This is a genomic window from Methylobacterium sp. 142-1Y, from assembly GCF_057747795.1.
In genome coordinates, this window is sequence record NZ_CM173224.1 from 4,833,727 (window position 1) to 4,858,595 (window position 24,869).

Sequence of the window (24,869 nt, forward strand, 5' to 3'; positions counted from 1 at the left end):
CGCACTGCAACCCAAGCTGGGTGTGAGCACCAGCATGCGAGGCCCGTGCCCGGCGGACAAGCGCCGGGCGCAAGGGAGGGGTGCGCGCTACCCGAGCCGGGCGCGGGCCGCCGCGTATTCCGCCTTCAGCCGGTCGATCACCAATGCGGTGGCCGGCGCGTCGTCGATGGTGCCGACGCCCTGGCCGGCGCCCCAGATGTCGCGCCAGGCCTTGGTGGTGCCGGACCCGAAATTCATCTTGGTCTTGTCGACCTCCGGCAGCGCGTTGGGGTCGAGGCCGGCGGCGGTCACGCTCGGCTTGAGGTAGTTGCCCGGCACGCCGGTGAAGTAGGGGGTATAGAGCACGTCGGCGGCCGTAGTGCCGACGATCATCTCCTTGTAGGCCGGCGCGGCATTGGCCTCCTGCGTGGCGATGAAGCGGGTGCCCATATAGGCCAGATCCGCCCCCATCGCCTGGGCGGCCAGGATCGCGTCGCCGGTGGTGATCGCGCCCGACAGGATCAGCGGCCCGTCGTAGAAGCGCCGCACCTCGCCCACCAGCGCGAAGGGCGAGAGCGTGCCGGCATGTCCCCCCGCCCCGGCGCAGACCAGGATCAGGCCGTCGACGCCAGCCTCCAGCGCCTTCTCGGCGTGGCGCACGGTGGTGACGTCGTGGAAGACGAGGCCGCCCCAGCCGTGCACCGCCGAGACCACCGCGTCGGGCGCGCGCAGCGAGGTGATGATGATCGGCACCCGGTGCCGGCCGCAGACCATCAGGTCGTGCTCGAGCCGGTCGTTCGAGGCGTGGACGATCTGGTTGACGGCGTAGGGCGCGACGATCCGCTCGGGATCGGCGGCCCTGGCCTCGGCGAGCGCGCCGTCGATCCGGGTCAGCCACTCGTCGAGGGCTTCCTTCGGCCGGGCATTGAGGGCCGGGAACGAGCCGACGATGCCGTTCACGCACTGGGCGATGACCAGGTCCGGCCCGGAGACGATGAACATCGGCGAGGCGATCACCGGCAGGGCGAGGGCGTGGCGGAGGCTGTCGGGCAGGGACATCGGCGGCGTGGCTCCCAGGCTCATTAATTGGGGCCCGGCATCGCACCAGCGTCCGGCATGGTCAACCGGTCGACCTGAAGCGAGACCCGATCACCCGGCTTTTCAGATCCGCCTCAGTTATGTGTTTCGACCTGTGATCTGGAGGAGATTTTTCCATGATGGACCGGCATCCACGCCATCGAACGGTGCTTTGGGAGGCTGAGATGTCCGAACCATCGTGCAACTGACCCGGCACGCCCTCGCGCGCCGGCGATGCGGGCTAGAAAGCGATACTCGCCCCGATTTTCGGGCCTGCCGCCTTGAGCCGGGCGGAGGCGTCGCGACGGCATGACGAACCGTCGCCCTCGCATCGCCGTCGTGATGCGAGAGCACAATGTGAAGTTCGCTCAGGCCACCACCAAGCATGAGCCTGATTGAGCGCAGCTAGAGCGCTTCACGATCGCGTTGCCATCGCGAACCGCTCTAGAGTCTTTAATTTTTGCCGCGTTTAAAAATAATTAGAAAAATCTATACTGCTGTACTGATGATCTATAAGCTGCGCCGCGTGACTCTCTGTCAAATCGGACTTTCCGACATCATCGAACGCTTTAAATTCCAGCGCGATCATCTCCTTAAGGTCATAAGTACTGACAGGACTGTCGCCGAACGTAGTCGGCTTAAAGTTGTACGATCCTGGATACTTCAGGCCGAGATGATTGCTGATTTCGGGATATACTGGGAATATTGCAGATCCCGCCAAGTAATTCATGCCAAAAAGAGCGTCTTTATGAAACCCACTCTGTTTGATGCCGATTTTTTCTTCAAGGAAAGCAGAAATTCTTTGACAATACAGATCGAACATCAACGAAGTCGGATGATTGACCGAGAAAAAGGTCGGTTTCTCACGATAGTTTGCTTGTAGAATATCCGAAAACTGAACATCGACATTCTGCTCGCGGTTTTTCAGTTCCTCAATCGATCGGGTTGCGGCATCGAAATAGCCAAGAGCCTCAAATACTTTAGCGGTATATAATTTGAATGTCTCGTCTGCATTATACCCACGCAAATATGCCAACAATGCAACCTTGCTGTGATAATCGCCGAGCGGCCCATCAACCCTTTTCGCGATACCCCCAATATACGTCAAATCAGGATGAAGCCCTGTAAAGTACATATTGACGATGCGAACCAGCTTATCGCCTTTTACATGATCACCGATTTTTTCCGAGGAAATTTCACCATAGTGATCCGAGAGCGGAACGGCTAAAACGACGTCGTATTTATCGATATCAGCCACAAGAGTGTCGATATGAGCCTTATTGTCATGCGGAAGAAGATGAACTCCAAATCCATCAAAGATTATATTATCAGAATACAAGCTCATCGTATGCTTAATCGGCTGGCACTGACAGTTGCTGATGACCAGTCCACGCTTCATATCGAACTCCTTTTGTCCAAAGACGCACCTGAGATCAACGTCCGTTGAAGATGATCTTAGAGTCCATGCTCGAATTTTTGCCAAAAATTAAAAGGCTGTAATTTTGCGCTTGGCATCGGACCTTCGAAACGGACGGGGAGTCTGATATGTCCAAGTCTCGGCCTGCTGGCATGACAAAGCAAGATGGAACCCTCTTCCCTTTGGGCATCAAGTGGGCATGGCGACGGATTGTCGATGCCTGCCCTGCGTCCGACATTTCCGCACCGCATGATGACGACGCCCAGCGTTGAGACAATGGGCATTGGCGAGGGGAGCAGGGACAGGGCGAACGCGGCGCTCGGCCTGTCGGGTGGGGTGCATCGGCAGCGTGCCTACCATGAGCATTGTTCGGCAGTCAGATCGCATCAACCGTGCATGCCGTCAACGACCCCACCGCCAAGGCGTTACCCGGAAGAAGCCCGCCGAGTCATGCGCCCCGCAAGATCGCATTGCGCACCCATCGCATCGATGTCGACCCGCGCCCGTCAATATTCATATACCCATCATACAAACTGCAGCATCTTACAATATATGATGCGCCGGCCGGATGGCCATCGAATAATAAAAAATCATCACATCTTAATATATCGCACGCTTCGAATTCCGTTGGCACAGTTAAGTCATGACGCGCATGATACGGCCAGAGGTCAGCTTCAGGATTTGATATGACCGTGCCTGGCAGCAAGCGGCGAGGTCGGAGAGGGCGGTGGGCTTCCCTCTTGCCGGAACGGGCTCCGGCGGATTTCCTTATGGCTCGCGCCGCGGAAGGCCGGGTCTTTCGCCCAAGCAGGAGCCGATCGCAGTGGACGGAAGCAGCACCATTTGAAGAAAGCCTCGTTCTCCTGACCGCGGAACGGGCGCGGCGCGGTCGCCCGCCTACCGACCTTGAGCCAAGATCGCTCCCAACGTCCTTGATCATCCTGAGCCAAGTCGACGCCGCCGCCGATCAAGGAGCGGTCGCTGCGTCCAACTGGTCTGCCGCGAAATGTGACGAACCACTCCCGGGCGAGGCAGCGGCCCACATCGTCGCCGGCACCGCTCATGCAACGGAAGCGGGCGGCTTCCGAGAACCCCTGACGGCTATTCGTGCTGATTCCAGCCGTCAGAGACGTGGTTGATCACCGGTCTTGATTTAGCCCGGCACAACAAACAACACTTTACGAAACGATTTCATGTAGCATTTTTTCAAGCGACTCAATATCGACCTCAAGATCGGCGAAGGCAACACCCCACGCATGTTCGGCAACCCGGCATTTCAAAATATAGTGCCGCATTCCCTTAATGTTTGACGTGAACCGATAGCCGGTATCATAAAATCCATTAGACAGGAACTCTGCCACAACAGCGTCAGGCTTGGCCCAAACTATGTTTGTCAAGCCGGCACCGTGAGCGCCAACAATAAACTTTGCGTTTTTAAAGGCGCATATCTGCTCATGCAACGAATGCTGACCAGGACAAAACTCCTTGAACCCGAACTTTCTCAGGACCTCCCGGACGAGAGGCTCATTCATAATTCGCCGATGCTCAGCATCCGCTCGCGTCACGTATATTTTTTCGCCCAATCCTAAATCGGGCATTTCCCGCGTTTTCAAATCTGCGCGATCGCGCAGCTCGGCAAGATAGTCGCTCGACCACCCGACTTTATATATACCGCTGTTATAATCCGGCCTTAGCGTACCAAGCGACTCCTCGAATCGAAACGCTGCATTATATGCATTTTTGAATTTTACAACACAATCACGTTCTATTGTGATGAAATCTTCAGCCTTCAAATCAAAAAGTTCCAGACTTGCGCTCTGGAATTTTCTATCCACATATCTTCCAAACCATTTTATATTTTTTGGGGCCGAATCCTTGATAAAGTTCTTTATATACCAAACCCGAGACAGCCCATCCATTATCCAATGAAAATATTGATGATTGTATCTATGGTGAATATTGGCAACCGGCTCGTCGTATTCTATCGCCTCGAACGACCGGTCGATCAAATACTTCCAGTTCGTCGACCTGTCGTTACGAAACCACTTTGAGAAGAAAATCTCAGAATGCCAGGTGCTTTCCTCTAATAATACGCTACGATCCCCCTCTCCAACGAGGCATGCGTGATCGGGCAAAAACAACGTAGTTGATACAGGCTCGCACACGGCGCGCCGAAACGTCGCCTGGCAAGCGTCATAGACGTTTTTTGCGGGAGATTCGAGCTCGTTGAAGATACGAGACGCAGGAAAGTTCGCAGGTCCGTATACTTCAGATTTAATCGTTATGTCGGACGACAGCTGCCGATCGACCATGGAGGCGAGCTCGCAAGGAACGCCAAACGAACTGTTATCCAACCCGTCCGGCATAAAATTGCGATGATAATGAGTATTCCACATGAAGCCGCCTGGATGCTCGCAGTACGTTTATTCGACCGCTGGCTGAGGCTGCCCCCGATCGAGCAGGACGGCCTACGCCGACACACTTCTTAAGCCACCTGAAAGCAATGTCAAGCTACTGTGATAGCTCAAGCATTGGTATCGATTTTTGCGATATTCCACAGACGAATCCGAATTCGACAATTGAAATATCATATCTCTTGCAGAGGAGATATTACGCCGTATTTTATAATTTATTTTAATAAAAAGCAGGATATCCGCAGATCGCATGCTCGCTCACTATTCGTTACATAATTCAGATATATATAAAGGCCGGACATTGGACGATAGGCACAATGTATTTCACGCGCTACGATGGTATTTATCAAAAAAACAGCCGTTTCGTTAGACGGTCGATGCACCATTGCCGCGCTTCGTCCTGCGGACTGATCGCGCGTCCGTTGTGGCCTAGGCCTGTGCCGGTTTCATGACCGTGCGGTGGGAGGCGGCATGATCGGGTATGACGATCCATGGAACTAGCGAGCGCCACGGGGGTGCGATGCCGGCCCCGGCGAAAGCAAGGCCTTGGTGGTGCCGGACGCGGCGATTGATCTCGAGGCAAGTTCCGGGCCCGCCACTTCCCCTCCGGCAGTTGCATCGAGTCCGGAAGCCTGCCGGTTGTTCGCCATGCATCGCGCGCAGGCATTTCGAACTTGAAAATCGGCGGGCTACGACGCACTCCCGCACGGCCCACTCGACGGTAAGGGGAGCCACAATGCACGCTGAGGTCAGAACCCCGGAGGCGGTCGGCCTCTCGTCGGAGCGGCTGGGCCGAATCATCCCGTGGATGCGGGGCTACATCGAGGCCGGCAAGCTGCCGGGCCTGTCGGTGACCGTGGCCCGGCGCGGCCAGGTGGTGTTTTCGCATCAGGAAGGCCTGCGCGACCTCGCCCGGGGTCTGCCGATGGAGCACGACACCATCGTGCGCATCTACTCGATGACGAAGCCGCTGACCTCGGTGGCGATCCTGATGCTGTACGAGGAGGGCCGCTTCCAGCTCGACGATCCGATCACCCGCTTCCTGCCCGAGTTCCGGGACATGCGGGTTCTGGTCGGCGGCAGCCGGGGGAAGCCCGAGACGGTGCCGGCGGAGCGCGACATCACGTTCCGCGATCTCCTCACCCACACCTCGGGTCTGTCCTACGGCTTCATGGACGCGACCCTGGTCGACCGGATGTACCGGGAGGAGGGCGTCGACTTCCAGACCGCCGAGACCTCGCTCGCCGAGATCGTCGCCAAGGCCGCCCGCCTGCCGCTCCTCGCCCAGCCGGGGGCGGAGTGGAACTACAGCATCGCCACCGACGTGCTCGGCCACCTCGTTGCGGTGATCTCAGGCGTTCCCTTCGACGCGTTCCTGCGCGAGCGGATCATCCGGCCCCTCGGCATGGTTGATACCGATTTCCACGTCCCGGCCGACAAGATCGCCCGCTTCGCCTCGAACTACGCGCTCGGCGAAGGCGGCCGGCTGACGCTCATCGACGATGCGCGCGAGGGCCGCTACGCCCGCCCCCGCACCGTGCCGTCGGGGGGCGGCGGCCTCGTCTCGACGGCGGCCGACTATGCCCGGTTCTGCCGCTTCATCCTGGGGCGCGGGGCGCTCGACGGCGTGCGGCTTCTCGGGCCCAAGACCGTCGACCTGATGACGGCCAATCACCTGCGCGGCGACCTCGCCGATATGGGCCAGCCGCGTTTTTCGGAGTCGAGCTACAGCGGCATCGGCTTCGGGCTGGGCTTCTCGGTGATGCTCGATCCAGCCAAGGCCCAGATCCTCGGCACCCCGGGCGAGGTCGCCTGGGGCGGGGCGGCCTCGACGGCGTTCTGGATCGACCCCGCCGAGGACCTGTTCGTCATCATGCTGACCCAGCTCATGCCGTCCTCGACCTGGCCGATCCGGCGCGAGCTGCGGGTGCTCACCTACGCGGCGATCACGTAAGTGATCGCGGCGATCACCGACTGATCGTCACCCCACCGCCCGGCGGTAGAGGTGCCAGGTGGCGTGGCCGAGCACCGGCAGCACCACCGCGAGGCCGACGAACAGCGACACCATGCCGAGCACGAGCATCCCGGCCACGATGGCGCCCCAGGCGAGCATCGTGCCGGGATTCTCGCGCATCAGCGCCAGCGAGGTCTCGATCGCGGTGCCGGCATCCGCATCCTTGTCGATGATGAGCGGGATCGAGACCGCGCTCACCGCGAGAGCCAGGAGCGAGAAGGCGGCGCCGACGAGGTTGCCGGCGAGGATCAGGCTCCAGCCCCGCGGCGTGGTCAGCACGTCGTCGAGGAAGGCCAGCAGCGAGGGCTCGGTGACGCCGCCATAGAGGGTCCAGTACAGCCCCATCGCGGCGCAGAGCCAGGCGAGGAAGATCAGCGCCAGCACCACGCCGACCGCCGTCACGGCCTTGGCCGAGCGGCCGCCCAAGGGCGCATAGGCATCCGCGAGCGTCGCGGGCAGGCCCCATTCCCGCCGGCGGCTCATCTCGTAGAGGCCGAGCGCCGCGAAGGGACCGATCAGCGCGAAGCCGGCGGCGAGCGGGAACAGGATCGGGATCAGGTCCTGCTCGAAGGTCGCCGCCGCGATCACGACGCCGGCGATCGGGTAGATCAGCACCACGAACAGCACGTGGGTCGGCATCGCCAGGAAGTCGTCGACGCCCCGCGACAGGGCGGCCTTGAGATCCGGGATGCCGATGCGCCGCACGGCAGGGCGGGCGGCGGACAGGCCGTGGGCGAAGATGGGCGAACTCGTCATCGCGTTTCCTCCGGGGGGAGGCACCCGCGACGGGGAGGCCGGGCCGCGTTCGGGCCGTCTGTCGGCGGTCCTCAGGCGCCCGGTCCGGCCCGCACGGGCGCCGGACAGATCGGTCGCATCAAACCTGGATCACTCGCACCGGGCGGGGGGTCCCGCCACACGGCAAGAGCGTAACGCCGAGCCGGCCCGCCCGCCAAGAGGGTGCCGCGCACGATCACGCGACGGTGAGCGGGCCGGGAGCGTGTCGAGCGCCCGGGGTGCCGCACCGCCCGCTTCCACGCTACAAGAGGCCATCCTCGTCTCAACCCAAGGCCGATCATGCCGAGCACGCCCCGCGCCGCGATCATCCCGGTCACGCCGTTCCAGCAGAACTGCACCCTGCTGTGGTGCGAGGCGACGAAGCGGGCTGCCGTGATCGATCCGGGCGGCGACCTCGACCGAATCCGGGCGGCGATCGCCCAGGCCGGCGTCACGGTCGAGAAGATCCTGCTCACCCACGGCCATATCGACCATGCCGGCGGCGCGGCCGACCTGCGCGACGCGCTCGAGGTCCCCGTCGAGGGGCCGCACCGCGCCGACAAGCCGCTCCTCGACCGCCTGCCCGAGACCGGGGCGGCCTACGGCATCGACGGCGCCAAGGCGATCACCCCCGACCGCTGGCTCGACGAGGGCGACACGGTGACGGTGGGGGAACTGACCTTCGACGTGCTGCACTGCCCCGGCCATTCCCCGGGCAGCGTGGTGCTGGTGAGCCGGGACGCGCGCTTCGCGCAAGTCGGCGACGTGCTCTTCCGCGGCTCGGTCGGCCGCACCGACCTGCCGGGGGGCGACCACGCCGCCTTGATCTCCTCGATCAAGGTGAAGCTGCTGCCGCTCGGCGACGACGTCGCCTTCATCCCCGGCCACGGCCCGACCAGCACGATCGGCCAGGAGCGGCTGTCGAACCCGTTTCTCCAGTAAATTCCTCGCCTTCAGTAGGAGCCTCCCCCATGGAGTTGCGTCCCCTCGGCCGTTCCGGCCTCTCCGTCCCGCCCTTCTGCTTCGGCGGCAACGTCTTCGGCTGGACCGCCGACGAGGCGACCTCGTTCGCGCTGCTCGACCGGCTGCTGGAAGCGGGCTTCACCTTCATCGACACCGCCGACGTCTATTCGCGCTGGGCGCCGGGCCACCAGGGCGGCGAGTCGGAAGCCGTGATCGGGCGCTGGCTCAAGGCGCGGGGCGCCCGCGACCGCATGACCATCGCCACCAAGGTCGGCATGGATATGGGCGAGGGCCGGAAGGGCCTGAAGGCGCCGTATATCGAGCGGGCGGTGGAGGATTCCTTACGCCGTCTCCAGACCGACCGGATCGACCTCTACCAGTCCCATGCCGACGATGCCGAGACGCCGCTGGAGGAGACGCTCTCGGCCTTCGACCGGCTGATCCGCGCCGGCAAGGTGCGGGCGATCGGGGCCTCGAACTATTCGGCGGCCCGCCTGCGCGAAGCCCTGGCTGTGGCGGCCCGCGAGAACCTGCCGCGCTACGAGTGCCTGCAGCCCGGCTACAGCCTGGCCGACCGGGAGGAGTACGAGGCCGAGCTGGAGCCCCTGTGCCGCGAGGAGGGGATCGGGGTGATCTCCTACTTCTCCCTGGCCGCGGGCTTCCTCACCGGCAAGTACCGCGAGGCGGGCGCTGCCGCCGGCCGCGCCCGGGAGGCCCGGGTCTCGCGCTACCTCAACCCGAAGGGCTTCGCCTTCCTCGACCTTCTCGACGCGGTCGCCCGGGAGCACGGCGCCACGCCGGCCCAGGTCGCCATCGCCTGGCTCGTCGCGCGGCCGGGGCTCACCGCGCCGATCGCCAGCGCCACCTCGGTGGCGCAGCTCGAAGAGGTGCTCGGCGGCGTGCGCCTCGCCCTCGACCCGGCGGCATCCGCCCGGCTGGAGGAGGCCAGCCGGGGCACGCTCAAGGCCTGACAACCGGCCGTTGGCGGATCCTTAACGGGGTGCGGCGAAACGTAACCTCGGTTATCCTTCGGCGGGGATGGACGGGCATCCGGCCCATCCCCGCCGGAGGCCCGAAAAGCGCCCGTGCGGCGCCGAAAACCGATGCAATTTCAAGGCGGAATGCTTACATCAGGAACATGCCGGATCGTGCCCGCCGCGGCCCGGAAGTCTTGAGACACGAGAGACCAGCCGGCGCCGGATCGAAAAACCGGCGCCGGCGCGGGCCGCCTCCAAGGGGAGGCGCCCGCCCGCACCAGGAACCGACATGGCCGAACCCGCCCGCGATCTGACCCCCGACACCTACGGCGCCGACTCGATCAAGGTCCTCAAGGGCCTGGACGCGGTGCGCAAGCGTCCGGGCATGTATATCGGCGACACCGACGACGGCTCGGGCCTGCACCACATGGTGTACGAGGTCGTCGACAACGCCATCGACGAGGCTCTGGCCGGCCACGCGACCCACGTCACCGTCACCCTCAACGCGGACGGCTCCTGCACGGTCTCCGACAACGGCCGCGGCATCCCGACCGACATCCACTCGGAGGAGGGCGTCTCGGCGGCCGAGGTCATCATGACCCAGCTGCATGCCGGCGGTAAGTTCGACCAGAACTCCTACAAGGTCTCGGGCGGCCTGCACGGCGTCGGCGTCTCGGTGGTCAACGCCCTCTCGACCTGGCTGCGCCTGCGCATCTGGCGCGCCGGCAAGGAACACGCGATGGAGTTCCGCCACGGCGACGCGGTGGCCCCCCTCGCGGTGGTGGGGCCGGCCGGCGACCGGCGCGGCACCGAGGTGTCGTTCCTGCCCTCGCCCGACACCTTCACGATGATCGAGTTCGACTACGCGACGCTGGAGAAGCGCCTGCGCGAACTCGCCTTCCTGAATTCCGGCGTGCGCATCGTGCTGACCGACGCCCGCCACGCCGAGCACAAGCGCGAGGAACTCGTCTACGAGGGCGGCGTCGAGGCCTTCGTGCGCTACCTCGACCGGGCCAAGGAAGCCCAGATCGAGGCGCCGATCGTGCTGCGCCAGGAGCGCGACGGCATCGGCGTCGAGGTGGCGTTGTGGTGGAACGACACGTTCCACGAGAACGTGCTGTGCTTCACCAACAACATTCCGCAGCGCGACGGCGGCACGCATCTCGCCGGCTTCCGGGCCGCCCTCACCCGCCAGATCACCGGCTACGCCGAGTCGAGCGGGGTGACCAAGAAGGAGAAGGTCGCGCTCACCGGCGAGGATTGCCGCGAGGGGCTGACCGCGGTGGTCTCGGTCAAGGTGCCCGACCCGAAATTCTCCTCGCAGACCAAGGACAAGCTCGTCTCCTCGGAGGTGCGGCCGGCGGTCGAGGGCGTCATGAACGCGACGCTCGGCACCTGGCTCGAGGAGCACCCGAACGAGGCGCGCATCATCGCCGCCAAGGTGGCGCTCGCGGCGGCGGCCCGCGAGGCGGCGCGCAAGGCGCGCGACCTCACCACCCGCAAGGGCGCGCTCGACATCGCCTCGCTGCCCGGCAAGCTCGCCGATTGCCAGGAGCGCGACCCGTCGAAATGCGAGATCCTCTTGGTCGAGGGCGATTCGGCCGGCGGCTCGGCCAAGCAGGGCCGTGACAGAACGTTCCAGGCCGTGCTGCCGCTGCGCGGAAAAATCCTCAACGTCGAGCGGGCGCGGCTCGACAAGATGCTGTCGAGCCAGGAGATCGGCACGCTGATCACGGCGCTCGGCACCGGGATCGGCCGGGACGGCGCCCACGCCTTCAATCCCGACAAGCTGCGCTATCACCGCATCATCATCATGACCGATGCGGATGTCGACGGCTCGCATATCCGCACCCTGCTGCTGACGTTCTTCTTCCGCCAGATGCCGGAGCTGATCGACCGCGGCCATCTCTACATCGCCCAGCCGCCGCTCTACAAGGCGCAGAAGGGTAAGACCGCGATCTACCTCAAGGACGACCGGGCGCTCGAGGATTACCTGATCGACGGCGGCGTCGACGGGGCGGTGCTCAAGCTCGCCACCGGCACCGAGTTCGGCGGCGCCCAGCTCAAGACCCTGGTCGACGAGGCGCGCGGTGTGCGCCAGGTCCTGCACGGGATGCATTCGCGCTACGACCGCGTCGTGGTCGAGCAGGCGGCGATCGCCGGTGCGCTGCGTCCGTCGGTCGCCGGCAACCCGGCCGAGGCCGAGGTGGTGGCCGACGAGATCGCCCGGCGCCTCAACGCCATCGCCGACGAGATCGAGCAGGGCTGGGAGGGCGAGGCCAAGGACGGCGGCTACGTGCTGTCGCGAACCTTACGCGGCGTGCGCCAGGTCGCGGTGCTCGACGAGGCCCTGATCCACTCGCAGGAGGCGCGCCGCCTCGACGAGCGGGCCGAGACCCTGAGCGAGATCTACGGCGCCCCCGTCACCCTGGTGCGGCGCGGCGACCAGACCATGCTGTACGGCCCGGTCGCCCTGTTCGAGGGCATGATGGCGCTCGGCCGCAAGGGGTTGCAGCTCCAGCGCTACAAGGGCCTCGGCGAGATGACCGCTCAGCAGCTCTGGGAGACGACGCTCGACCGCGACGTGCGCTCGCTGCTCCAGGTGAAGGTCAAGGACACGACCGACGCCGACGACCTCTTCGTCAAGCTGATGGGCGACGTGGTCGAGCCGCGCCGGGAGTTCATCCAGGAGAACGCCCTCAACGTGGCCAATCTCGACGTGTGATGGTGAACCCGATGGACACGGCCGCGCTCGCGCCCTTTACCGATTACGTCCTGCCCGAGGCGACCCTGCCGGAACTGCCGGGCCATTACCGCGGCAAGGTGCGGGACAATTACGACCTGCCCGACGGGCGGCGGATCCTGATCACCAGCGACCGGTTGAGCGCCTTCGACCGGGAACTGGCGGCGATCCCGCTGAAAGGTCAGGTCCTGACCCAGACCGCGCGCTACTGGTTCGAGAAGACGCGGGACATCTGCGACAACCACGTTCTCGCCTATCCCGACCCGAACGTGGTGGTGGGCCGGCGCCTCACCATCCTGCCGGTCGAGATCGTGGTGCGTGGCTACCTCGCGGGCAGCACCGGCACCTCGGTCCTGACCCTCTACAAGGCCGGCCAGCGCGAGATGTACGGCCATCGGCTGCCGGACGGGATGCGCCCGCACGAGGCGTTACCGCAGCCGATCATCACCCCCACCACCAAGGCCGGCCACGGCGACCACGACGCGCCGCTCTCCGCCGCGGAAATCCTGGAGCGGGGTCTCCTGACGAAGGAGCAGTGGCACACCCTGTCGGAGGCGGCGCTCGCGCTGTTCGCCCGCGGCCAGGCGCTGGCGGCGGAACGCGGCCTGATCCTCGCCGACACCAAGTACGAGTTCGGCCTTGATCCCGAGGGGCGGATCGTGCTCGCCGACGAGATCCACACCCCCGACAGCAGCCGCTACTGGTTCGCGCAAAGCTATGCCGCGCGCTTCGAGGCCGGCACCCTGCCGGAGAGCTTCGACAAGGACGTGGTCCGCAACTGGGTCGCGTCCCGCTGCGATCCCTACCGCGATCCGGTGCCGGAGATCCCGCCGGACGTGGTCCTGCGCACCGCCGCCACCTATGTCAGCGCCTTCGAGACGATCACCGGCGAGCGCTTCGCCCTGCCGGACACGAGCGAGCCGCCGCTGGCGCGCATCCGCCGCAACATCGCGGCGTATCTGGGGGCGTAGGGAACGGGCTGGCGCGGGAAATCCCCTCTCCCCGCGGGGCGGGGAGAGGGCTCCGGCGACCTTGTCGTCGACGGAGCTAGCGGAGGCGTAGCCGGAGCGAGGGTGAGGGGGGCTCGACGAGTGAGGCTCCTCCGGAAACTCCCCCTCACCCTCGCCCTGCGGGCTTGCCGCGCCCTCTGAACGAGGGCTCGGCCCTCTCCCCGCCCGCGGGGAGAGGAGAAATCCGCGCTCCTCTTCTTTTTTCCGGATATCTCCACCCCGGAGCTGCCTCACGCCTCCGGATCGGCCCGGGTCGAGAAGCGGTCGCGGGCGGTGAAGCGGTCGGCCGGCAGGCCGGAGGGGAGGGTGCCGCGGTAGATTTCCTTCGACAGGAACGAGCGCTCGATCTCGATCTGCTCCTCGTCGAGATCGACGTACCAGCAGCGGCGCCGGGGCGACCAGCGGTAGTTGCGGTCCTTGAGCCGGTCCTTCAGCGCGATCGGCGCGTCGGAGGCCCAGAGCCGCACGGTCGGCCGCCGCGCCGCCTCAAGGAGGGCGGCAAGCGCCAGGCGCCCCGAGGCCCGCAAGGGGCGGGCGAGGATGGCGAGCAGCGCCTCGCAATCGTCGATCGCCCGGTGGCCGTTGTGGAAATGGCCGTAATCGGCGAGCAGGTGGCCGAGCCGCATCCCCTCGTGCCCCTCGGCCCGCCAGGGGATCTGGTGGCACGAGCAGGCCCAGTTGCGCGAGACGAAGATCGGCCAGCGGCGCTCGCACATCTGCCGGTCGAACCGGGCATTGTGGGCGATGACCACCCGCGCCTCCGCGGCGAGCGCCTCGACGGCCGCATCGTCGATGCGCTGGCCGGCGACGTCGGCGTCGGTGATGCCGGTCAGCCGCACCACCGCCTCGGGGATCGGGATGGAGGGCTGGTGGAGCTGGTTGAACCGCTCCAGAATTCGGTAGATCCGGCCGCTGGCGCCGTACTCGAACTTGATGATGCCGAGCTCGATCACCTCGTCGGCGGTGACGTCGATGCCGGTGGTCTCGGTGTCGAGGATCAGCCCGACGAAGGTCGGCTCCTCGGGCTCCTCGGCCGGCGGCACGAAGGGGCCGAGACGGCGCAGCACCCGGTACTCGCCGGTGCGCTCCAGGATGGCGGCGATGTCGTCGAGCGCGTCGGTCAAGGGCGTGTCACCTCGAGGCCATCGGCGGCGGCGCCGTGTCGTTGCTTGAAGCCGGATTAAACCCGGCTCGGCCGCCGGGCCAAGAGCCGGGCCGCCACGCTCCACCGTATTCGCATCCGGCAAACGAACCGTGCCACGCCCACGACGAAAGGCCCCGCTGCCGTGAGGCGGCGGGGAAGTCGAAGGAGATTCGAGAGACGAGCGCCGGCAAGGAAGGAGCGGGCCGGCGGGTGCGCCGGGCCGGCTCGAAAGCCGTCCGACTGCAGGCCCGACCTTCCGCCGCCGGGCCGGTTTTTCGGGGGCGGCGCGGAAAACGCCCCTGGGATATACCTGCGGCAGGCCCGAGGCCGGAATTCGACCGCAAGCGCCGGGATGCGCGGGACGACGGGCGCGGCGAGGATGGCGCCATCGCCCCGAAGGGAGGCACAAGAATCATGCGCAACCCGGATTCCGACCTCGCGACCGTCGGCGGCCTCCCGCCCCTCGACGATTCCGCGCGCTTCACGGCCATCGCCCGGCGCGACCGGGCGGCGGATGGCCGCTTCGTCTACGCGGTACGCACGACCGGCGTCTATTGCCGGCCGAGCTGCGCCGCCCGGCCGGCCCGGCCGGAGAATGTCAGCTTCCACCCGACCTGCGCGGCCGCGGAAGCGGCGGGCTTCCGGGCCTGCAAGCGCTGCCGTCCGAACGAAGCGAGCCTGGCTGAGCGCCAAGCCGAGGCGGTGGCCCGGGCCTGCCGGTCGATTGAGGCGGCGGAGACCGCGCCGGCGCTCGCCGACCTCGCGGCGGCGGCGGAGTTGAGCCCCTATCACTTCCACCGGGTGTTCAAAGAGGTCACCGGGGTGACGCCGCGGGCCTATGCGGCGGCGCGCCAAGCGGCACGGGCGGCGGAGGGGCTGCGGCAGGCCGGCACGGTCACGGAGGCGATCTATGAGGCCGGCTACGGCGCGGCGAGCCGGTTCTACGCCGCGGCGCCTTCCCGCCTCGGCATGACGCCGACGGCCTACCGGCGGGGCGGGGAGGGCGCGGCGATCCGCTTCGCGGTCGGCGCCTGCTCGCTCGGCCATGTCCTCGTCGCGGCGACCGAGCGGGGCGTCTGCGCGATCCTGCTCGGCGACGATCCCGATTCCCTCCTGCGCGACCTCCAGGACCGCTTCCCCAAGGCGTCACTGACCGGGGGCGACCACGACTTCGAGGCTTTGGTGGCGCAGGTCGTCGGCCTCGTCGAGACGCCCGGACGATCCTCGACCCTGCCCCTCGACATCGGCGGCACCGCGTTCCAGCAGCGGGTCTGGCAGGCCCTGCGGGCGATCCCGCCGGGGCGCACCGCGACCTATGCCGAGGTCGCGCAGGCGATCGGCGCGCCGAGCGCCGCCCGGGCAGTGGCCCTGGCCTGCGGCGCCAACCCGCTCGCGGTGGCGATCCCGTGCCACCGGGTCGTGCGGCAGGACGGCAGCCTCTCGGGCTATCGCTGGGGCGTCGAGCGCAAGCGGGCGCTGCTCGACCGGGAGCGGGAGGAGCGAACCTGACGGGCAGGGCCGCCCCCTCGCCGGGCGGCGACGCCCCCCTCCGATTGGCCGATGCCCCGGGCGGAGGGCACTCCCGTCCGGCCTAAGCCTTCCTTTAAGGAAGACACGACGGAATTTGCGCGGGGGACGGATCGACGGGCCGGGAGCGGCGTTCTCTCCTCGATCCCTGCCGCAAAGGTTGCGGCAAGGATCGAGACCAACACGCAAAGCGCGAGCCTCCCCCTTGGAGCGCAAATCCATGTCGTGCCGCCACAACGCCGTCGCTCCCCTGCCGCACATGATCGCGACGGCGCCGTCGCACCTGCGCAAATGGCGCCGCTTCCCGCGGCAGCTGCCGCAGGCGGCCAACGACAACGTCCGTCCGGGCGCCGCCGCCGAAGCCGGCCTGTGGGCCGCGGCCCTGGGCGCCACCGCCACGGTGGTGGCGGTGCTGCTCGTCGGGATGATGGTGTGAGGAAGGGTCCTCCGCGCCCGGTCTAGCGCCCCGTCTTCTTGCGCCATGCGGCGAAGTCGGCCTTGGCCTGCTCGTCGATCAGCGGGTAGAGGCCGATCACGCCGCGGCCGTTCTGGACCTCCTCCAGCACGAAATCCTCGAACACCGTCATCTCGGCGGCCTCCGCGGCGACCTCGTCGGCGATCTCCGCCGGGATGACGATCACCCCCTCGGCATCGCCCACCATCACGTCGCCGGGAAACACCGCGACGTCGCCGCAGCCGATCGGCACGTTGATGTCGAGCGCCTGGTGCAGGGTCAGGTTGGTCGGGGCCGACGGGCGGTTGTGGTAGGCCGGGAAGGGCAGGGCGCCGATCTCGGGCGAATCGCGAAAGCCGCCATCGGTCACCACGCCCGCCGCGCCGCGCTTCATCAGCCGCGTCACCAGGATCCCCCCGGCGGAGGCTGCGCGCGGGTTCTTGCGGCTGTCCATCACCAGCACCGCGCCCTCCGGGCACTGGTCGACGGCGACGCGTTGCGGGTGGGTGGGCTCGCGAAAGACCGCGAGCGTGTTCAGGTCCTCGCGGGCCGGGATGTAGCGCAGGGTATAGGCCTCGCCGACCATCGTCCCGGCCTGCGGGTTGAGGGGGCGCACGTCCTGGATGACCTGGTTGCGCAGGCCGCGCTTGAACAGGGCGGTGGCCAGGGTCGCGATGCTGACGGTCTTCAGCGTCGCGCGGGTCTCGGGGCTCAGGGGCATCGGGGCTCTCCGGTCGGGGGCGAAGGCCACGGACGAGGGGGGAGAGGCGAGGGGCCGTGCCGCCCGCCCCGAATCCTCTCCCCGCCGCACCGGGCGGCTTCGCCGCTCCGCGGCCGCCGGTCGGGCAGCCTGTGGCGCGCGCATTGAAGCACTAATGTTTTAGTACATCAACCGAGATGTCGCAGGTGGGTGCGCCGTCCGGGCCCTCCCCCCTGCGGGGGGAGAGGGGAACCACGTTTCAGGATGAGGCGGTGCCGTTCTGACGGGCGCCCTCTGGACGAGCGTCGCGCCACCCCTCTCTCACTTCGTTCACCACCCTCCCCCGCAGAGGTGGGGGAGGGTTATGAGCGGCGCGCTGGTTACTTCTTGCGCGGGGCCGGCGGCGGCGGGGGCGCCGGGGGCTCGTCGCCGCCCTCGTCGGGCTCGCCGCCGCCGATGGTCGACTTGAGGGCGAAGGCGACGAGCGGGCTTGCCACGTCGACCACCTCGGCCTTGGTCAGGCCGTCCTTCGGGTCGTAGCTGCCGACCAGCATCACGGTCCGGTTCTCGGTCTTGGCGAGGTCCAGGCCCTCGCCGGCGACGGCCATCGGCTTACCGGCGATCTCGTCGGCCTTGCGGTCGTTGGTGAACAGGACCGTGACCTTGCCGTCCTTGACCACGCCGACGTAGCAGGTCTCCTCCGGCGTGCGGCAGGGGAAGAGCATCGCGGCGGTCGGGTCGGGCGCCGGCGCCTCCTTCGGCGGCGGCGGCGGAGCCTTCGGACCCTTCGGGGCCGGCTGCGCCGCGGCCGGGAGAGCGGCGGTGAACGCGAGCAGCGTGAGGGCGAGCGCAGGGCGCATCGGTCTCGATCTCCAGGAAATATGCCCTATCGGAAGGCGCGAAGTGGCGCGGCGGCCCGGGCAATCAAGGGCCGGCCGGTCGGGTCGGGCTCACGCCTGCGCGAGGCCGGCGTCGAGATCGGCCGCGGCGACGAGCGCCCTTGTATAGGCCTCGCGCGGATGCGCCAGCACCGCATCGGTCGGGCCGCTTTCGACCTCGCGGCCCTCGCGCAGGACCAGCACGGTGTCGCAGAGCGCGCGGACCACCGCGAGGTCGTGGGAGATGAAGACGTAGGCGAGGCCGTGCGCGGCTTGCAGGTCGCGCAGCAGGGCGACGATGTCGCGCTGCACCGTGCGGTCGAGGGCGGAGGTCGGCTCGTCGAGGACGACGAGGCGGGGCCGCAGGATCATGGCCCGGGCGATGGCGATGCGCTGGCGCTGCCCGCCCGAGAAGGCGTGCGGGAAGCGGTGGCGCCAGGCGGGATCGAGGCGCACCTCGGCAAACGCCTCCGCCGCCCGGGCGTCGCGGGAAGCGGCGCCGAGATGGGGAGCGTGGACCCGCAGACCCTCGGAGACGATCTCGCCGGCGGTGAGGCGGGGCGAGAGCGAGCCCATCGGATCCTGGAACACCGGCTGGAAGCCCCGGCGCAGGGGCCGCAAGGCGGCGCGGTCGAGGCGAGTGAGGTCGCGGTCCTCGAACCGCACCAGGCCGTGGGCGGCGGGTTCGAGGCGCAGCAAGGCCCGGCCGAGGCTCGACTTGCCCGAGCCCGATTCGCCGACGACCCCGATCGTCTGGCCCGCCCGCAGGGTGAGGTCGATGCCCGCGACGGCGAGGCGCGGCGGATCCGCCCGCAGCCAGAGCCGCCGGCCCGGATAGGCGACCGACACGCCGCGGGCCTCCAGCACCACCGGCGCGGTGTCGGAGACCGGGGGCTTTCGGCCGGCGGGCTCGGCGGAGAGGAGGTCGCGGGTCTCCGGCGCCTGGGGAGCGCGAAACAGCCGCTCGGTTGGGCCGATCTCGACGAGGCGGCCCGCCCGCAGGACCGCGGTGCGCTCGGCGATGCGCCGGACCAGCCGCAGGTCGTGGGTGATGAACAGGAGCGCGAGCCCGAGGCGCCGTTTCAGGTCGGCGAGCAGCGCCAGGATCTGCGCCTGCACGGTGACGTCCAAAGCCGTGGTCGGCTCGTCGGCGATGAGCAGGTCCGGCTCGCAGGCGAGCGCCATGGCGATCATCACCCGCTGGCGCTCGCCGCCGGAGAGTTCATGGGAAAAGGCCGAGAGGCGGGCGGCACCGTCGCGGATCCCGACGAGGCCCAGGAGATCGCGGGCCCGCGCCATCGCCTGGCGCCGGCTCATCCCGCGATGGGCGCGCAGCGGCAGGGCGATCTGGTGGCCGATCGAGAAGAGCGGGTCCAAAGCCGTCATCGGCTCCTGGAACACCAGGCCGATGCGGGCGCCGCGGATGCGGTCGAGGGCAGGGCGCGCCAGCCCGGTCAGCTCGGTGCCGTCGAAGCGCACGCTCCCCGAGACCCGCGCCTGCGACGGCAGCAGGCCCATCGCGGCGAGCGCCACCTGGCTCTTGCCCGAGCCCGATTCGCCGACGAGGGCCAGGGTCTCTCCGCGCGCGAGGTCGAGATCGAGGCGATCGAGCGCGGTCACGCCGGCATCCGGGTAGCGCACGTCAAGGCCGCGCAGGGCGAGCAGGCTCGTGCTGTCCGGCTTCATGGTCTGCGGATTCATGCGCCCTCCCGCGGGTCGAGGGCGTCGCGCAGGCGCTCGGCCAGCAGCGTCAGGGCGAGCAGGGTGGCGACCAGGAACGAGGCCGGCACGACGAGCATCCAGGGGGTGGATTCGAGGGAACGGGCGCCGTCGGCGATCAGCACGCCCCAGCTCGTCGCCGGCTCCTGCACGCCCAGCCCGAGGAACGACAGGAAACTCTCGAGCAGGATCACTCGGGGCACCATCAGGGCCGCGAAGGCGACGACCGGCCCGAGGAGGTTCGGCACCACGTGGCGGCGCAGGATCGCCGCGGTGGGGAGCCCGAGCGCCTCCGCCGCCCGGACGTAGTCGCGCCGGCGGATCGCCAGCGCCTCGGCCCGGACGATGCGGGCCATGTCGAGCCATTCGACGGCGCCGACCGCGACGAAGATCAGCGCCACCGAGCGGCCGAAGAACACCACCAGCATGATGACGAAGAACACGAAGGGCAGGGAATACAGGATGTCGACGAGGCGCATCATCGCCGCGTCGATCCGGCCGCCGAGCGTGCCGGCGAGCGCTCCGTAGGCGACCCCGATGCCGAGTGCCACCGCGGTCGCCATCAGGCCGAGGGCCAGCGACAGCCGCCCCGCCACCAGCGTGCGGGTGAGAAGGTCGCGCCCGAGCGCGTCGGTGCCGGCAAGGAAGCGCGCGCGGCGCAACGGCGCCTCGACGGTGAGCCGCCGCCCGTCCTCGGAGCGCGCCACCTCGCGGGCCGCGCCGAAGATGTCGGAACGCGAGAAGAAGGTCAGCACCCGCGGGTCGACGGCCTTGTCGGCGGCCAGCGTCAGGCGGACCGCGTCCCCCGTCACGGCCACGTCCTCGGCCCGCACCCGCATGCGGAAGGCGAGCCGGTCGAGGGCCGGGCGCACCGCCTGCGGCGTCGGGGTGAGCGCCAGCGAGGGCGGGGTGCCGGGATAGTCGTAATAGAGCCGGTCGTAGGGGTGCCCGGTGAGGAACGGACCGACGAGGCAGGCGAGCGTCACGAGGAGCAGCAGGCCTGCGCTCGCCCGCGCGAGAGGGTCGCCGAGGAGGCGGCGCCGAGCCCGGGCGAGGAGCGAGGCCTCGGCGAAGGCGAAGGCGTGGCGTGCCGCGGACTGGCTCACCCGACATCCCTCAATCGCGGATCGATGAGCGCGCAGAGGAGGTCGGAGACGAGGTTGAGCACGAGGACGAAGACCGCGATCAGCACCACCGTGCCCAGCACCAGCGTGTAGTCGCGGTTGATCGCCCCGTCGACGAAGTAGCGCCCGACGCCGGGCAGGCCGAACACCGTCTCGACCACCACCGAGCCGGTCAGCAGTCCCGCCGCCGCGGGCCCGAGATAGGACACGACCGGAAGCGCCGCGCCCCGCAAGCCGTGGAGCGCCAGGATCCGGGGCGGCAGCCCCAGGCTCCGCAGGGTGCGCCAATGCGGCCGGTCGAACACCTCGACGAGGCCGGCCCGGGCGAGGCGCGCCACGATCGCCACCTGCGGCAGCGCCAGGGTGACGACCGGCAGGACGAGGTGTTTCGGCGATCCGTCGTCCCAGCCGCCGACGGGCAGCCAGCGCAGGGACAGCCCGAAGGCGATCTGGAGGAGCGGCGCCACCACGAAGCCCGGCACGGTGAGCGCGAAGGTGCCGAGAACCGTCACCGCGTGGTCGAGACCGGAGCCCCGCCGCAGGGCCGCGAGCCCGCCGAGCCCGGTGCCGAGGACGAGCGAGACGGCCAGAGCGAGGCTTCCCAGCGTCATCGAGACCGGCAGGCCGCGGGCGAACAATTCGGCCACCGAGAGGTCGCGCACCGAGAAGGAGGGCCCGAGATCGCCCCGGGCGAGCGCCGCGAGGTAGCGGCCGTACTGGACGACGAGCGGCTGATCGAGGCCGTAGACCCGGCGCAGGTTCTCCATCGCGGCGGCCGGCAGGGGCCGCTCCAGGTCGAACGGTCCGCCCGGCGCCAGCCGCACCAGGAAGAACGACAGGGTGACGACGAGGAAGAGCGTCGGGACGGCTTGGGCGAGGCGGCGCAGGACGTAGGGAATCATGCGAGCGAGAGCCACCGCGTCGGCGAGACGCCGCGCAGGTTGGGGAGAAAGCCGCGCAGGCGCGGGCCGATCAGGTGCTTGTGCCGGTAATGCAGCAGCGGGATCCAGGGCAGGTCGGCGAGGAAGAGCTCTTCCGCCCGGTAGAGGATCCGGGCCCGGGCCTCGAGGTCGGTCTCGCGGGCGGCGTCGCGCATCAGGGCGTCGTAGGCCGGGTTGGCGTAGCGGCCCGAATTGAAGCCGTCGTTGCCGCTCTCGACCAGGAACAGGAAGTTCTGCGGATCGGCGTAATCGGCGATCCAGCTCATCCGGGCGATGTCGAACGGGCCGCCGTCGCGCAGGTAGGCGAAATGGGTCTTGGCGTCGGTGGCGGCAAACGAGGTCGCGACGTTGAGCGGCCGCCACAGGTCGGCGATCGCCACCATGGTGTTCCGGTTGTTGTCGGTGATGTTGTACCGAAGCTCGACCGCGAGCGGCTTACCCCCCGGGCCGTAGCCCGCCTCGCGCAGGAGCGCGACCGCCGCATCCTCGCGCTCGAGCGGCGAGAGGTCCCGGCCCGGCATCTCGGGCGGCGGGAGCGCGTTGTCGAGCCCGGCCGGGGTGAGGGAATAGGCCGGCAGCATCGTCTCGCCCCACACCGCCTCGGCCAGGAACTCGCGGTCGAGGGCGAGCGACAGGGCGCGGCGCACCCGTGCATCGTCGAGGGGGCGCTTCCTCACGTTGACCATCAGCGCGAGCACGCCGAGGGCGGGGTTGAGCACCACTTGGTCGCCGAAGCGGGATTTCAGCGCCCGGACCTGGTCGGCGGGCAGGTCGTCGAGGGAATCGATCTCGCCGGCGGCGAAGCGGCGCACCGCGGCGGCGAGATCCGGCGTCGGGATGTACTCGACTTCCGGGATCGCGATCGTCGCGGCGTCCCGGTGATGCGGATTGCGGATCGCCGTGATGCGGTCGTTGGGAGAAAAGTCCTTGAGGAGGTAGGTGCCGTTCGACACCAGGCGGCCGGGCCGGGTGAAGGCGTCGCCGTACCGGGCGAGGGAGGGCCGGTGGACCGGCAGGCTCGCCTGGTGGGTCATCAGCTCGACGAAGTAGGGGGTCGGCTGCGCGAGCCGGATCACCACCGTGCCGGGATTCGGGGCGGCGACCCCGACGGCGTCCACCGGCATCGCCCCGCGATTGACCGCTTCGGCATTGAGGATCGGCGCGAGCACGCTGGCGTATTTCGCCCCCGTGCCTGGGTCGAGCATGCGCCGGAAGCCGTGGACGAAGTCGTCGGCCACGACGGAATCGCCGTTCGACCAGCGCCCGTCGGGGCGTAACGAGAAGGCCCAGGTCAGGCCGTCGGCGGAGGTGGTCCAGCCGGATGCCGCCCCGGGCACCAGGGTGCCGTCGGGGCCGTAGGCGCTCAGGCCCTCGTAGAGGTCGAGGAGGATCGTCGCCTCGGCGACCGTCGAGGTCTTGTGCGGGTCGAGGGTCTCGGGATCGGCGCCGTTGCCGCGCCGGTAGGCGGAAGGGCCGGCGGCCCGGGCGGGGGCCGCCGGTCCCAGGGATGCGGCGCTCAAGCCTGCAAGAAAGTCCCGGCGCCGCATGGCGAAGGCTCAGGCGCCGGTCTCGGCCTGGAGCCCGGCGGCGGCGATGCCGGCGAGCGCGGCCTTCTCGTCGTTGTCGGAGGTGTCGCCCGAGATGCCGACGGCGCCGACGAGTTGGCCGTCGCGCTTGATCAGCACGCCGCCCGGGACCGGGATCAGGCCGGCCGGCCCCGCCACATGGGTCACTGCGGCAACGAAATAGGCCTGCTCCTCTGCGCGCTTCGCGATGGCCCGCGAGCCGATGCCGAGCGCCAGCGCCCCGTTGGCCTTGCCGGTGGCGATCTCGGCGCGCTTGAGGCTGGTGCCGTCCTCCACGCAAGCCGCCTTGAGGGCGCCGCGGGTATCCAGCACCACCACCGCCAGGGGCTTGAGCCCGAGCTCGCGGCCGGCCTTGAGGGCGGCGGTCACGATGGTCGAGGCGGCGTCGAGGGTGAGGTCGGACATGGTCGCGGAACTCCGGATCAGGGCACGAGCGGCTCCCCGCTCGGGTCGTGACCCGGGCTTACCCGCCGGCGCGGGCGGCGCCAAGCGCGGCGACCTCGCCCGATGCCCTCAATCGGTGAACACCACCGTCTTGCGGCCGTTGGCGATCACCCGGTCCTCCAGCACGTAGCGCACGGCGCGGGCGAGCACCCGGCGCTCGATGTCGCGGCCCTTGCGCACGAGATCCTCGGGGGTGTCGCGGTGCGAGATGCGTTCGACGTCCTGCTCGATGATCGGCCCCTCGTCGAGGTCGCCGGTGACGAGGTGCGAGGTGGCGCCGATCAGCTTCACGCCGCGCTCGTGGGCCTGGTGGTAGGGCTTGGCGCCCTTGAAGCCGGGCAGGAACGAGTGGTGGATGTTGATGCAGCGGCCCGACAGCTTGTGCGAGAGGTCATCCGACAGGATCTGCATGTAGCGGGCGAGGACGACGAGCTCGGCGCCGGTCTCCTCGACGAGGCGCCACAGGGCGGCCTCCTGCTGCGGCTTGGTGTCCGGCGTGATCGGCAGGTGGTGGAACGGGATTCCGGCGAGATCCGCCGCGCCGTAGATCTCCCGCGGGTAGTTCGAGACCACCGCGCAGACCTCCATCGGCAATTCGCCGATGCGCCAGCGGTAGAGGAGGTCGTTGAGGCAATGGTCGAAGCGGGAGACGAGCAGCATCACGCGCCGCCGCTCGGCCCGGTCGCGCAAGGTCCAGTCCATCCCGAACCGCGCCGCCACCGCCTCGAAGCCCGCGGCCAGCGCGTCCCGGCCCGGCCCGGCCCCGACCGGGTTGAACACGATCCGCATGAAGAAGCGGCCGGTCTCGACGTCGTCGAATTGCTGCGCGTCGAGGATGTTGCAGCCGGCCTCGAACAGGTAGGCCGAGACGCCGGCGACGATCCCCGGGACGTTGGTGCAGGAGAGGGAGAGGACGTAGGAGGGGGTGGTCATGGGGGTCCGGGCCGGAAACGAGAATCGGCCCACGCCCTAGGCGATCGCCTC

The 24,869-nt window shown here is 68.1% G+C and carries 20 protein-coding genes; 7 read left to right on the plus strand and 13 right to left on the minus strand.

Annotation, left to right across the window (positions count from 1 at the left end; all coding sequences use genetic code 11):
- Positions 1–87 precede the first annotated feature (87 nt).
- The 3 genes from AC3AOF_RS22180 to AC3AOF_RS22190 all read right to left on the minus strand — a co-directional run bounded on the left by AC3AOF_RS22180 (position 88) and on the right by AC3AOF_RS22190 (position 4,785).
- Positions 88–1,038: an NAD(P)H-dependent flavin oxidoreductase gene (locus tag AC3AOF_RS22180; protein WP_488346506.1), complete on the minus strand. Its 951-nt coding sequence runs from the start codon at positions 1,036–1,038 to the stop codon at positions 88–90.
- A 487-nt stretch (positions 1,039–1,525) separates the two neighbouring features.
- A complete protein-coding gene (locus tag AC3AOF_RS22185; RefSeq protein ID WP_236988839.1) occupies positions 1,526–2,455 on the minus strand; it encodes a WcbI family polysaccharide biosynthesis putative acetyltransferase in 930 nt (309 codons plus the stop codon).
- Between the two features lie 1,196 nt (positions 2,456–3,651).
- A complete protein-coding gene (locus tag AC3AOF_RS22190; RefSeq protein WP_488346507.1) occupies positions 3,652–4,785 on the minus strand; it encodes a glycosyltransferase family 61 protein in 1,134 nt (377 codons plus the stop codon).
- 838 nt (positions 4,786–5,623) lie between these two features.
- Between AC3AOF_RS22190 and AC3AOF_RS22195 the strand changes: the two genes are divergently transcribed.
- Positions 5,624–6,841 carry a serine hydrolase domain-containing protein gene (locus AC3AOF_RS22195; protein WP_488346508.1) on the plus strand — a complete coding sequence of 406 codons (1,218 nt, stop codon included), beginning with the start codon at positions 5,624–5,626 and terminating at the stop codon, positions 6,839–6,841.
- Between the two features lie 27 nt (positions 6,842–6,868).
- Here AC3AOF_RS22195 and AC3AOF_RS22200 read toward each other — a convergent pair whose 3' ends face one another.
- On the minus strand, positions 6,869–7,657 hold the full coding sequence (locus AC3AOF_RS22200) for a DUF2189 domain-containing protein (RefSeq protein WP_236988836.1): 789 nt from the start codon (positions 7,655–7,657) through the stop codon (positions 6,869–6,871).
- Between the two features lie 318 nt (positions 7,658–7,975).
- Here AC3AOF_RS22200 and AC3AOF_RS22205 point away from each other — a divergent pair, with 318 nt between their 5' ends.
- From AC3AOF_RS22205 to AC3AOF_RS22220, 4 genes are all read left to right on the plus strand, one after another.
- Positions 7,976–8,617 (plus strand): MBL fold metallo-hydrolase, encoded by a 642-nt coding sequence (locus tag AC3AOF_RS22205; RefSeq protein ID WP_488346509.1) that lies wholly within the window; start codon positions 7,976–7,978, stop codon positions 8,615–8,617.
- A gap of 29 nt (positions 8,618–8,646) precedes the next feature.
- Complete coding sequence (locus tag AC3AOF_RS22210; RefSeq protein WP_236988834.1) at positions 8,647–9,609, plus strand: aldo/keto reductase; 963 nt, start codon at positions 8,647–8,649, stop codon at positions 9,607–9,609.
- Between the two features lie 295 nt (positions 9,610–9,904).
- Positions 9,905–12,340 (plus strand): DNA topoisomerase (ATP-hydrolyzing) subunit B, encoded by a 2,436-nt coding sequence (gene gyrB / locus AC3AOF_RS22215; protein WP_488346510.1) that lies wholly within the window; start codon positions 9,905–9,907, stop codon positions 12,338–12,340.
- 11 nt (positions 12,341–12,351) lie between these two features.
- Positions 12,352–13,329: a phosphoribosylaminoimidazolesuccinocarboxamide synthase gene (locus tag AC3AOF_RS22220; protein WP_488346511.1), complete on the plus strand. Its 978-nt coding sequence runs from the start codon at positions 12,352–12,354 to the stop codon at positions 13,327–13,329.
- Positions 13,330–13,598: 269 nt separating this feature from the next.
- Here the strand turns inward: AC3AOF_RS22220 and AC3AOF_RS22225 are convergent, their stop codons facing one another.
- The gene (locus AC3AOF_RS22225; protein WP_488346512.1) at positions 13,599–14,492 is read right to left on the minus strand and encodes a 3'-5' exonuclease; all 894 of its coding nucleotides are present in this window, start codon (positions 14,490–14,492) and stop codon (positions 13,599–13,601) included.
- Positions 14,493–14,926: 434 nt separating this feature from the next.
- Here AC3AOF_RS22225 and ada point away from each other — a divergent pair, with 434 nt between their 5' ends.
- Positions 14,927–16,021, plus strand: coding sequence for a bifunctional DNA-binding transcriptional regulator/O6-methylguanine-DNA methyltransferase Ada (ada, locus tag AC3AOF_RS22230; protein WP_488346513.1), 1,095 nt, complete (start codon positions 14,927–14,929; stop codon positions 16,019–16,021).
- A gap of 238 nt (positions 16,022–16,259) precedes the next feature.
- The gene (locus AC3AOF_RS22235) at positions 16,260–16,475 is read left to right on the plus strand and encodes a hypothetical protein (protein WP_488346514.1); all 216 of its coding nucleotides are present in this window, start codon (positions 16,260–16,262) and stop codon (positions 16,473–16,475) included.
- Between the two features lie 22 nt (positions 16,476–16,497).
- On the opposite strand, the gene AC3AOF_RS22240 is transcribed toward AC3AOF_RS22235, so the two are convergent.
- The 8 genes from AC3AOF_RS22240 to purU form a co-directional block, all read right to left on the minus strand.
- Entirely contained in the window at positions 16,498–17,214 is a 717-nt protein-coding gene (locus tag AC3AOF_RS22240; protein ID WP_488346515.1) for a ribonuclease activity regulator RraA, read from the minus strand.
- A 359-nt stretch (positions 17,215–17,573) separates the two neighbouring features.
- A complete protein-coding gene (locus AC3AOF_RS22245; RefSeq protein ID WP_236988827.1) occupies positions 17,574–18,053 on the minus strand; it encodes a hypothetical protein in 480 nt (159 codons plus the stop codon).
- A 90-nt stretch (positions 18,054–18,143) separates the two neighbouring features.
- A complete protein-coding gene (locus AC3AOF_RS22250) occupies positions 18,144–19,772 on the minus strand; it encodes an ABC transporter ATP-binding protein (RefSeq protein ID WP_488346516.1) in 1,629 nt (542 codons plus the stop codon).
- On the minus strand, positions 19,769–20,896 hold the full coding sequence (locus AC3AOF_RS22255) for an ABC transporter permease (protein ID WP_488346517.1): 1,128 nt from the start codon (positions 20,894–20,896) through the stop codon (positions 19,769–19,771). The genes AC3AOF_RS22250 and AC3AOF_RS22255 overlap by 4 nt, the downstream gene beginning before the upstream one ends.
- Positions 20,893–21,816: an ABC transporter permease gene (locus tag AC3AOF_RS22260; RefSeq protein ID WP_488346518.1), complete on the minus strand. Its 924-nt coding sequence runs from the start codon at positions 21,814–21,816 to the stop codon at positions 20,893–20,895. The genes AC3AOF_RS22255 and AC3AOF_RS22260 overlap by 4 nt, the downstream gene beginning before the upstream one ends.
- On the minus strand, positions 21,813–23,402 hold the full coding sequence (locus tag AC3AOF_RS22265) for a peptide ABC transporter substrate-binding protein (RefSeq protein WP_488346519.1): 1,590 nt from the start codon (positions 23,400–23,402) through the stop codon (positions 21,813–21,815). Before AC3AOF_RS22265 ends, AC3AOF_RS22260 begins: the two co-directional genes overlap by 4 nt.
- 9 nt (positions 23,403–23,411) lie before the next feature.
- Positions 23,412–23,846 (minus strand): GlcG/HbpS family heme-binding protein, encoded by a 435-nt coding sequence (locus AC3AOF_RS22270; protein ID WP_236988822.1) that lies wholly within the window; start codon positions 23,844–23,846, stop codon positions 23,412–23,414.
- Positions 23,847–23,954: 108 nt separating this feature from the next.
- Positions 23,955–24,818 carry a formyltetrahydrofolate deformylase gene (purU, locus tag AC3AOF_RS22275; protein WP_236988821.1) on the minus strand — a complete coding sequence of 288 codons (864 nt, stop codon included), beginning with the start codon at positions 24,816–24,818 and terminating at the stop codon, positions 23,955–23,957.
- Positions 24,819–24,869 lie beyond the last annotated feature (51 nt).

Excerpts from the sequence above, each read along its gene's own strand:
- AC3AOF_RS22210 (WP_236988834.1), top strand. The coding sequence starts at position 8,647 with ATGGAGTTGCGTCCCCTCGGCCGTTCCGGCCTCTCCGTCCCGCCCTTC.
- purU (WP_236988821.1), bottom strand. The coding sequence starts at position 24,818 with ATGACCACCCCCTCCTACGTCCTCTCCCTCTCCTGCACCAACGTCCCG.
- gyrB (WP_488346510.1), top strand. The coding sequence starts at position 9,905 with ATGGCCGAACCCGCCCGCGATCTGACCCCCGACACCTACGGCGCCGAC.
- AC3AOF_RS22260 (WP_488346518.1), bottom strand. The coding sequence starts at position 21,816 with ATGATTCCCTACGTCCTGCGCCGCCTCGCCCAAGCCGTCCCGACGCTC.
- ada (WP_488346513.1), top strand. The coding sequence starts at position 14,927 with ATGCGCAACCCGGATTCCGACCTCGCGACCGTCGGCGGCCTCCCGCCC.
- AC3AOF_RS22205 (WP_488346509.1), top strand. The coding sequence starts at position 7,976 with ATGCCGAGCACGCCCCGCGCCGCGATCATCCCGGTCACGCCGTTCCAG.
- AC3AOF_RS22245 (WP_236988827.1), bottom strand. The coding sequence starts at position 18,053 with ATGCGCCCTGCGCTCGCCCTCACGCTGCTCGCGTTCACCGCCGCTCTC.
- AC3AOF_RS22250 (WP_488346516.1), bottom strand. The coding sequence starts at position 19,772 with ATGAATCCGCAGACCATGAAGCCGGACAGCACGAGCCTGCTCGCCCTG.
- AC3AOF_RS22190 (WP_488346507.1), bottom strand. The coding sequence starts at position 4,785 with ATGGTCGATCGGCAGCTGTCGTCCGACATAACGATTAAATCTGAAGTA.
- AC3AOF_RS22235 (WP_488346514.1), top strand. The coding sequence starts at position 16,260 with ATGTCGTGCCGCCACAACGCCGTCGCTCCCCTGCCGCACATGATCGCG.
- AC3AOF_RS22180 (WP_488346506.1), bottom strand. The coding sequence starts at position 1,038 with ATGTCCCTGCCCGACAGCCTCCGCCACGCCCTCGCCCTGCCGGTGATC.
- AC3AOF_RS22220 (WP_488346511.1), top strand. The coding sequence starts at position 12,352 with ATGGACACGGCCGCGCTCGCGCCCTTTACCGATTACGTCCTGCCCGAG.
- AC3AOF_RS22270 (WP_236988822.1), bottom strand. The coding sequence starts at position 23,846 with ATGTCCGACCTCACCCTCGACGCCGCCTCGACCATCGTGACCGCCGCC.
- AC3AOF_RS22265 (WP_488346519.1), bottom strand. The coding sequence starts at position 23,402 with ATGCGGCGCCGGGACTTTCTTGCAGGCTTGAGCGCCGCATCCCTGGGA.
- AC3AOF_RS22200 (WP_236988836.1), bottom strand. The coding sequence starts at position 7,657 with ATGACGAGTTCGCCCATCTTCGCCCACGGCCTGTCCGCCGCCCGCCCT.
- AC3AOF_RS22240 (WP_488346515.1), bottom strand. The coding sequence starts at position 17,214 with ATGCCCCTGAGCCCCGAGACCCGCGCGACGCTGAAGACCGTCAGCATC.
- AC3AOF_RS22195 (WP_488346508.1), top strand. The coding sequence starts at position 5,624 with ATGCACGCTGAGGTCAGAACCCCGGAGGCGGTCGGCCTCTCGTCGGAG.
- AC3AOF_RS22185 (WP_236988839.1), bottom strand. The coding sequence starts at position 2,455 with ATGAAGCGTGGACTGGTCATCAGCAACTGTCAGTGCCAGCCGATTAAG.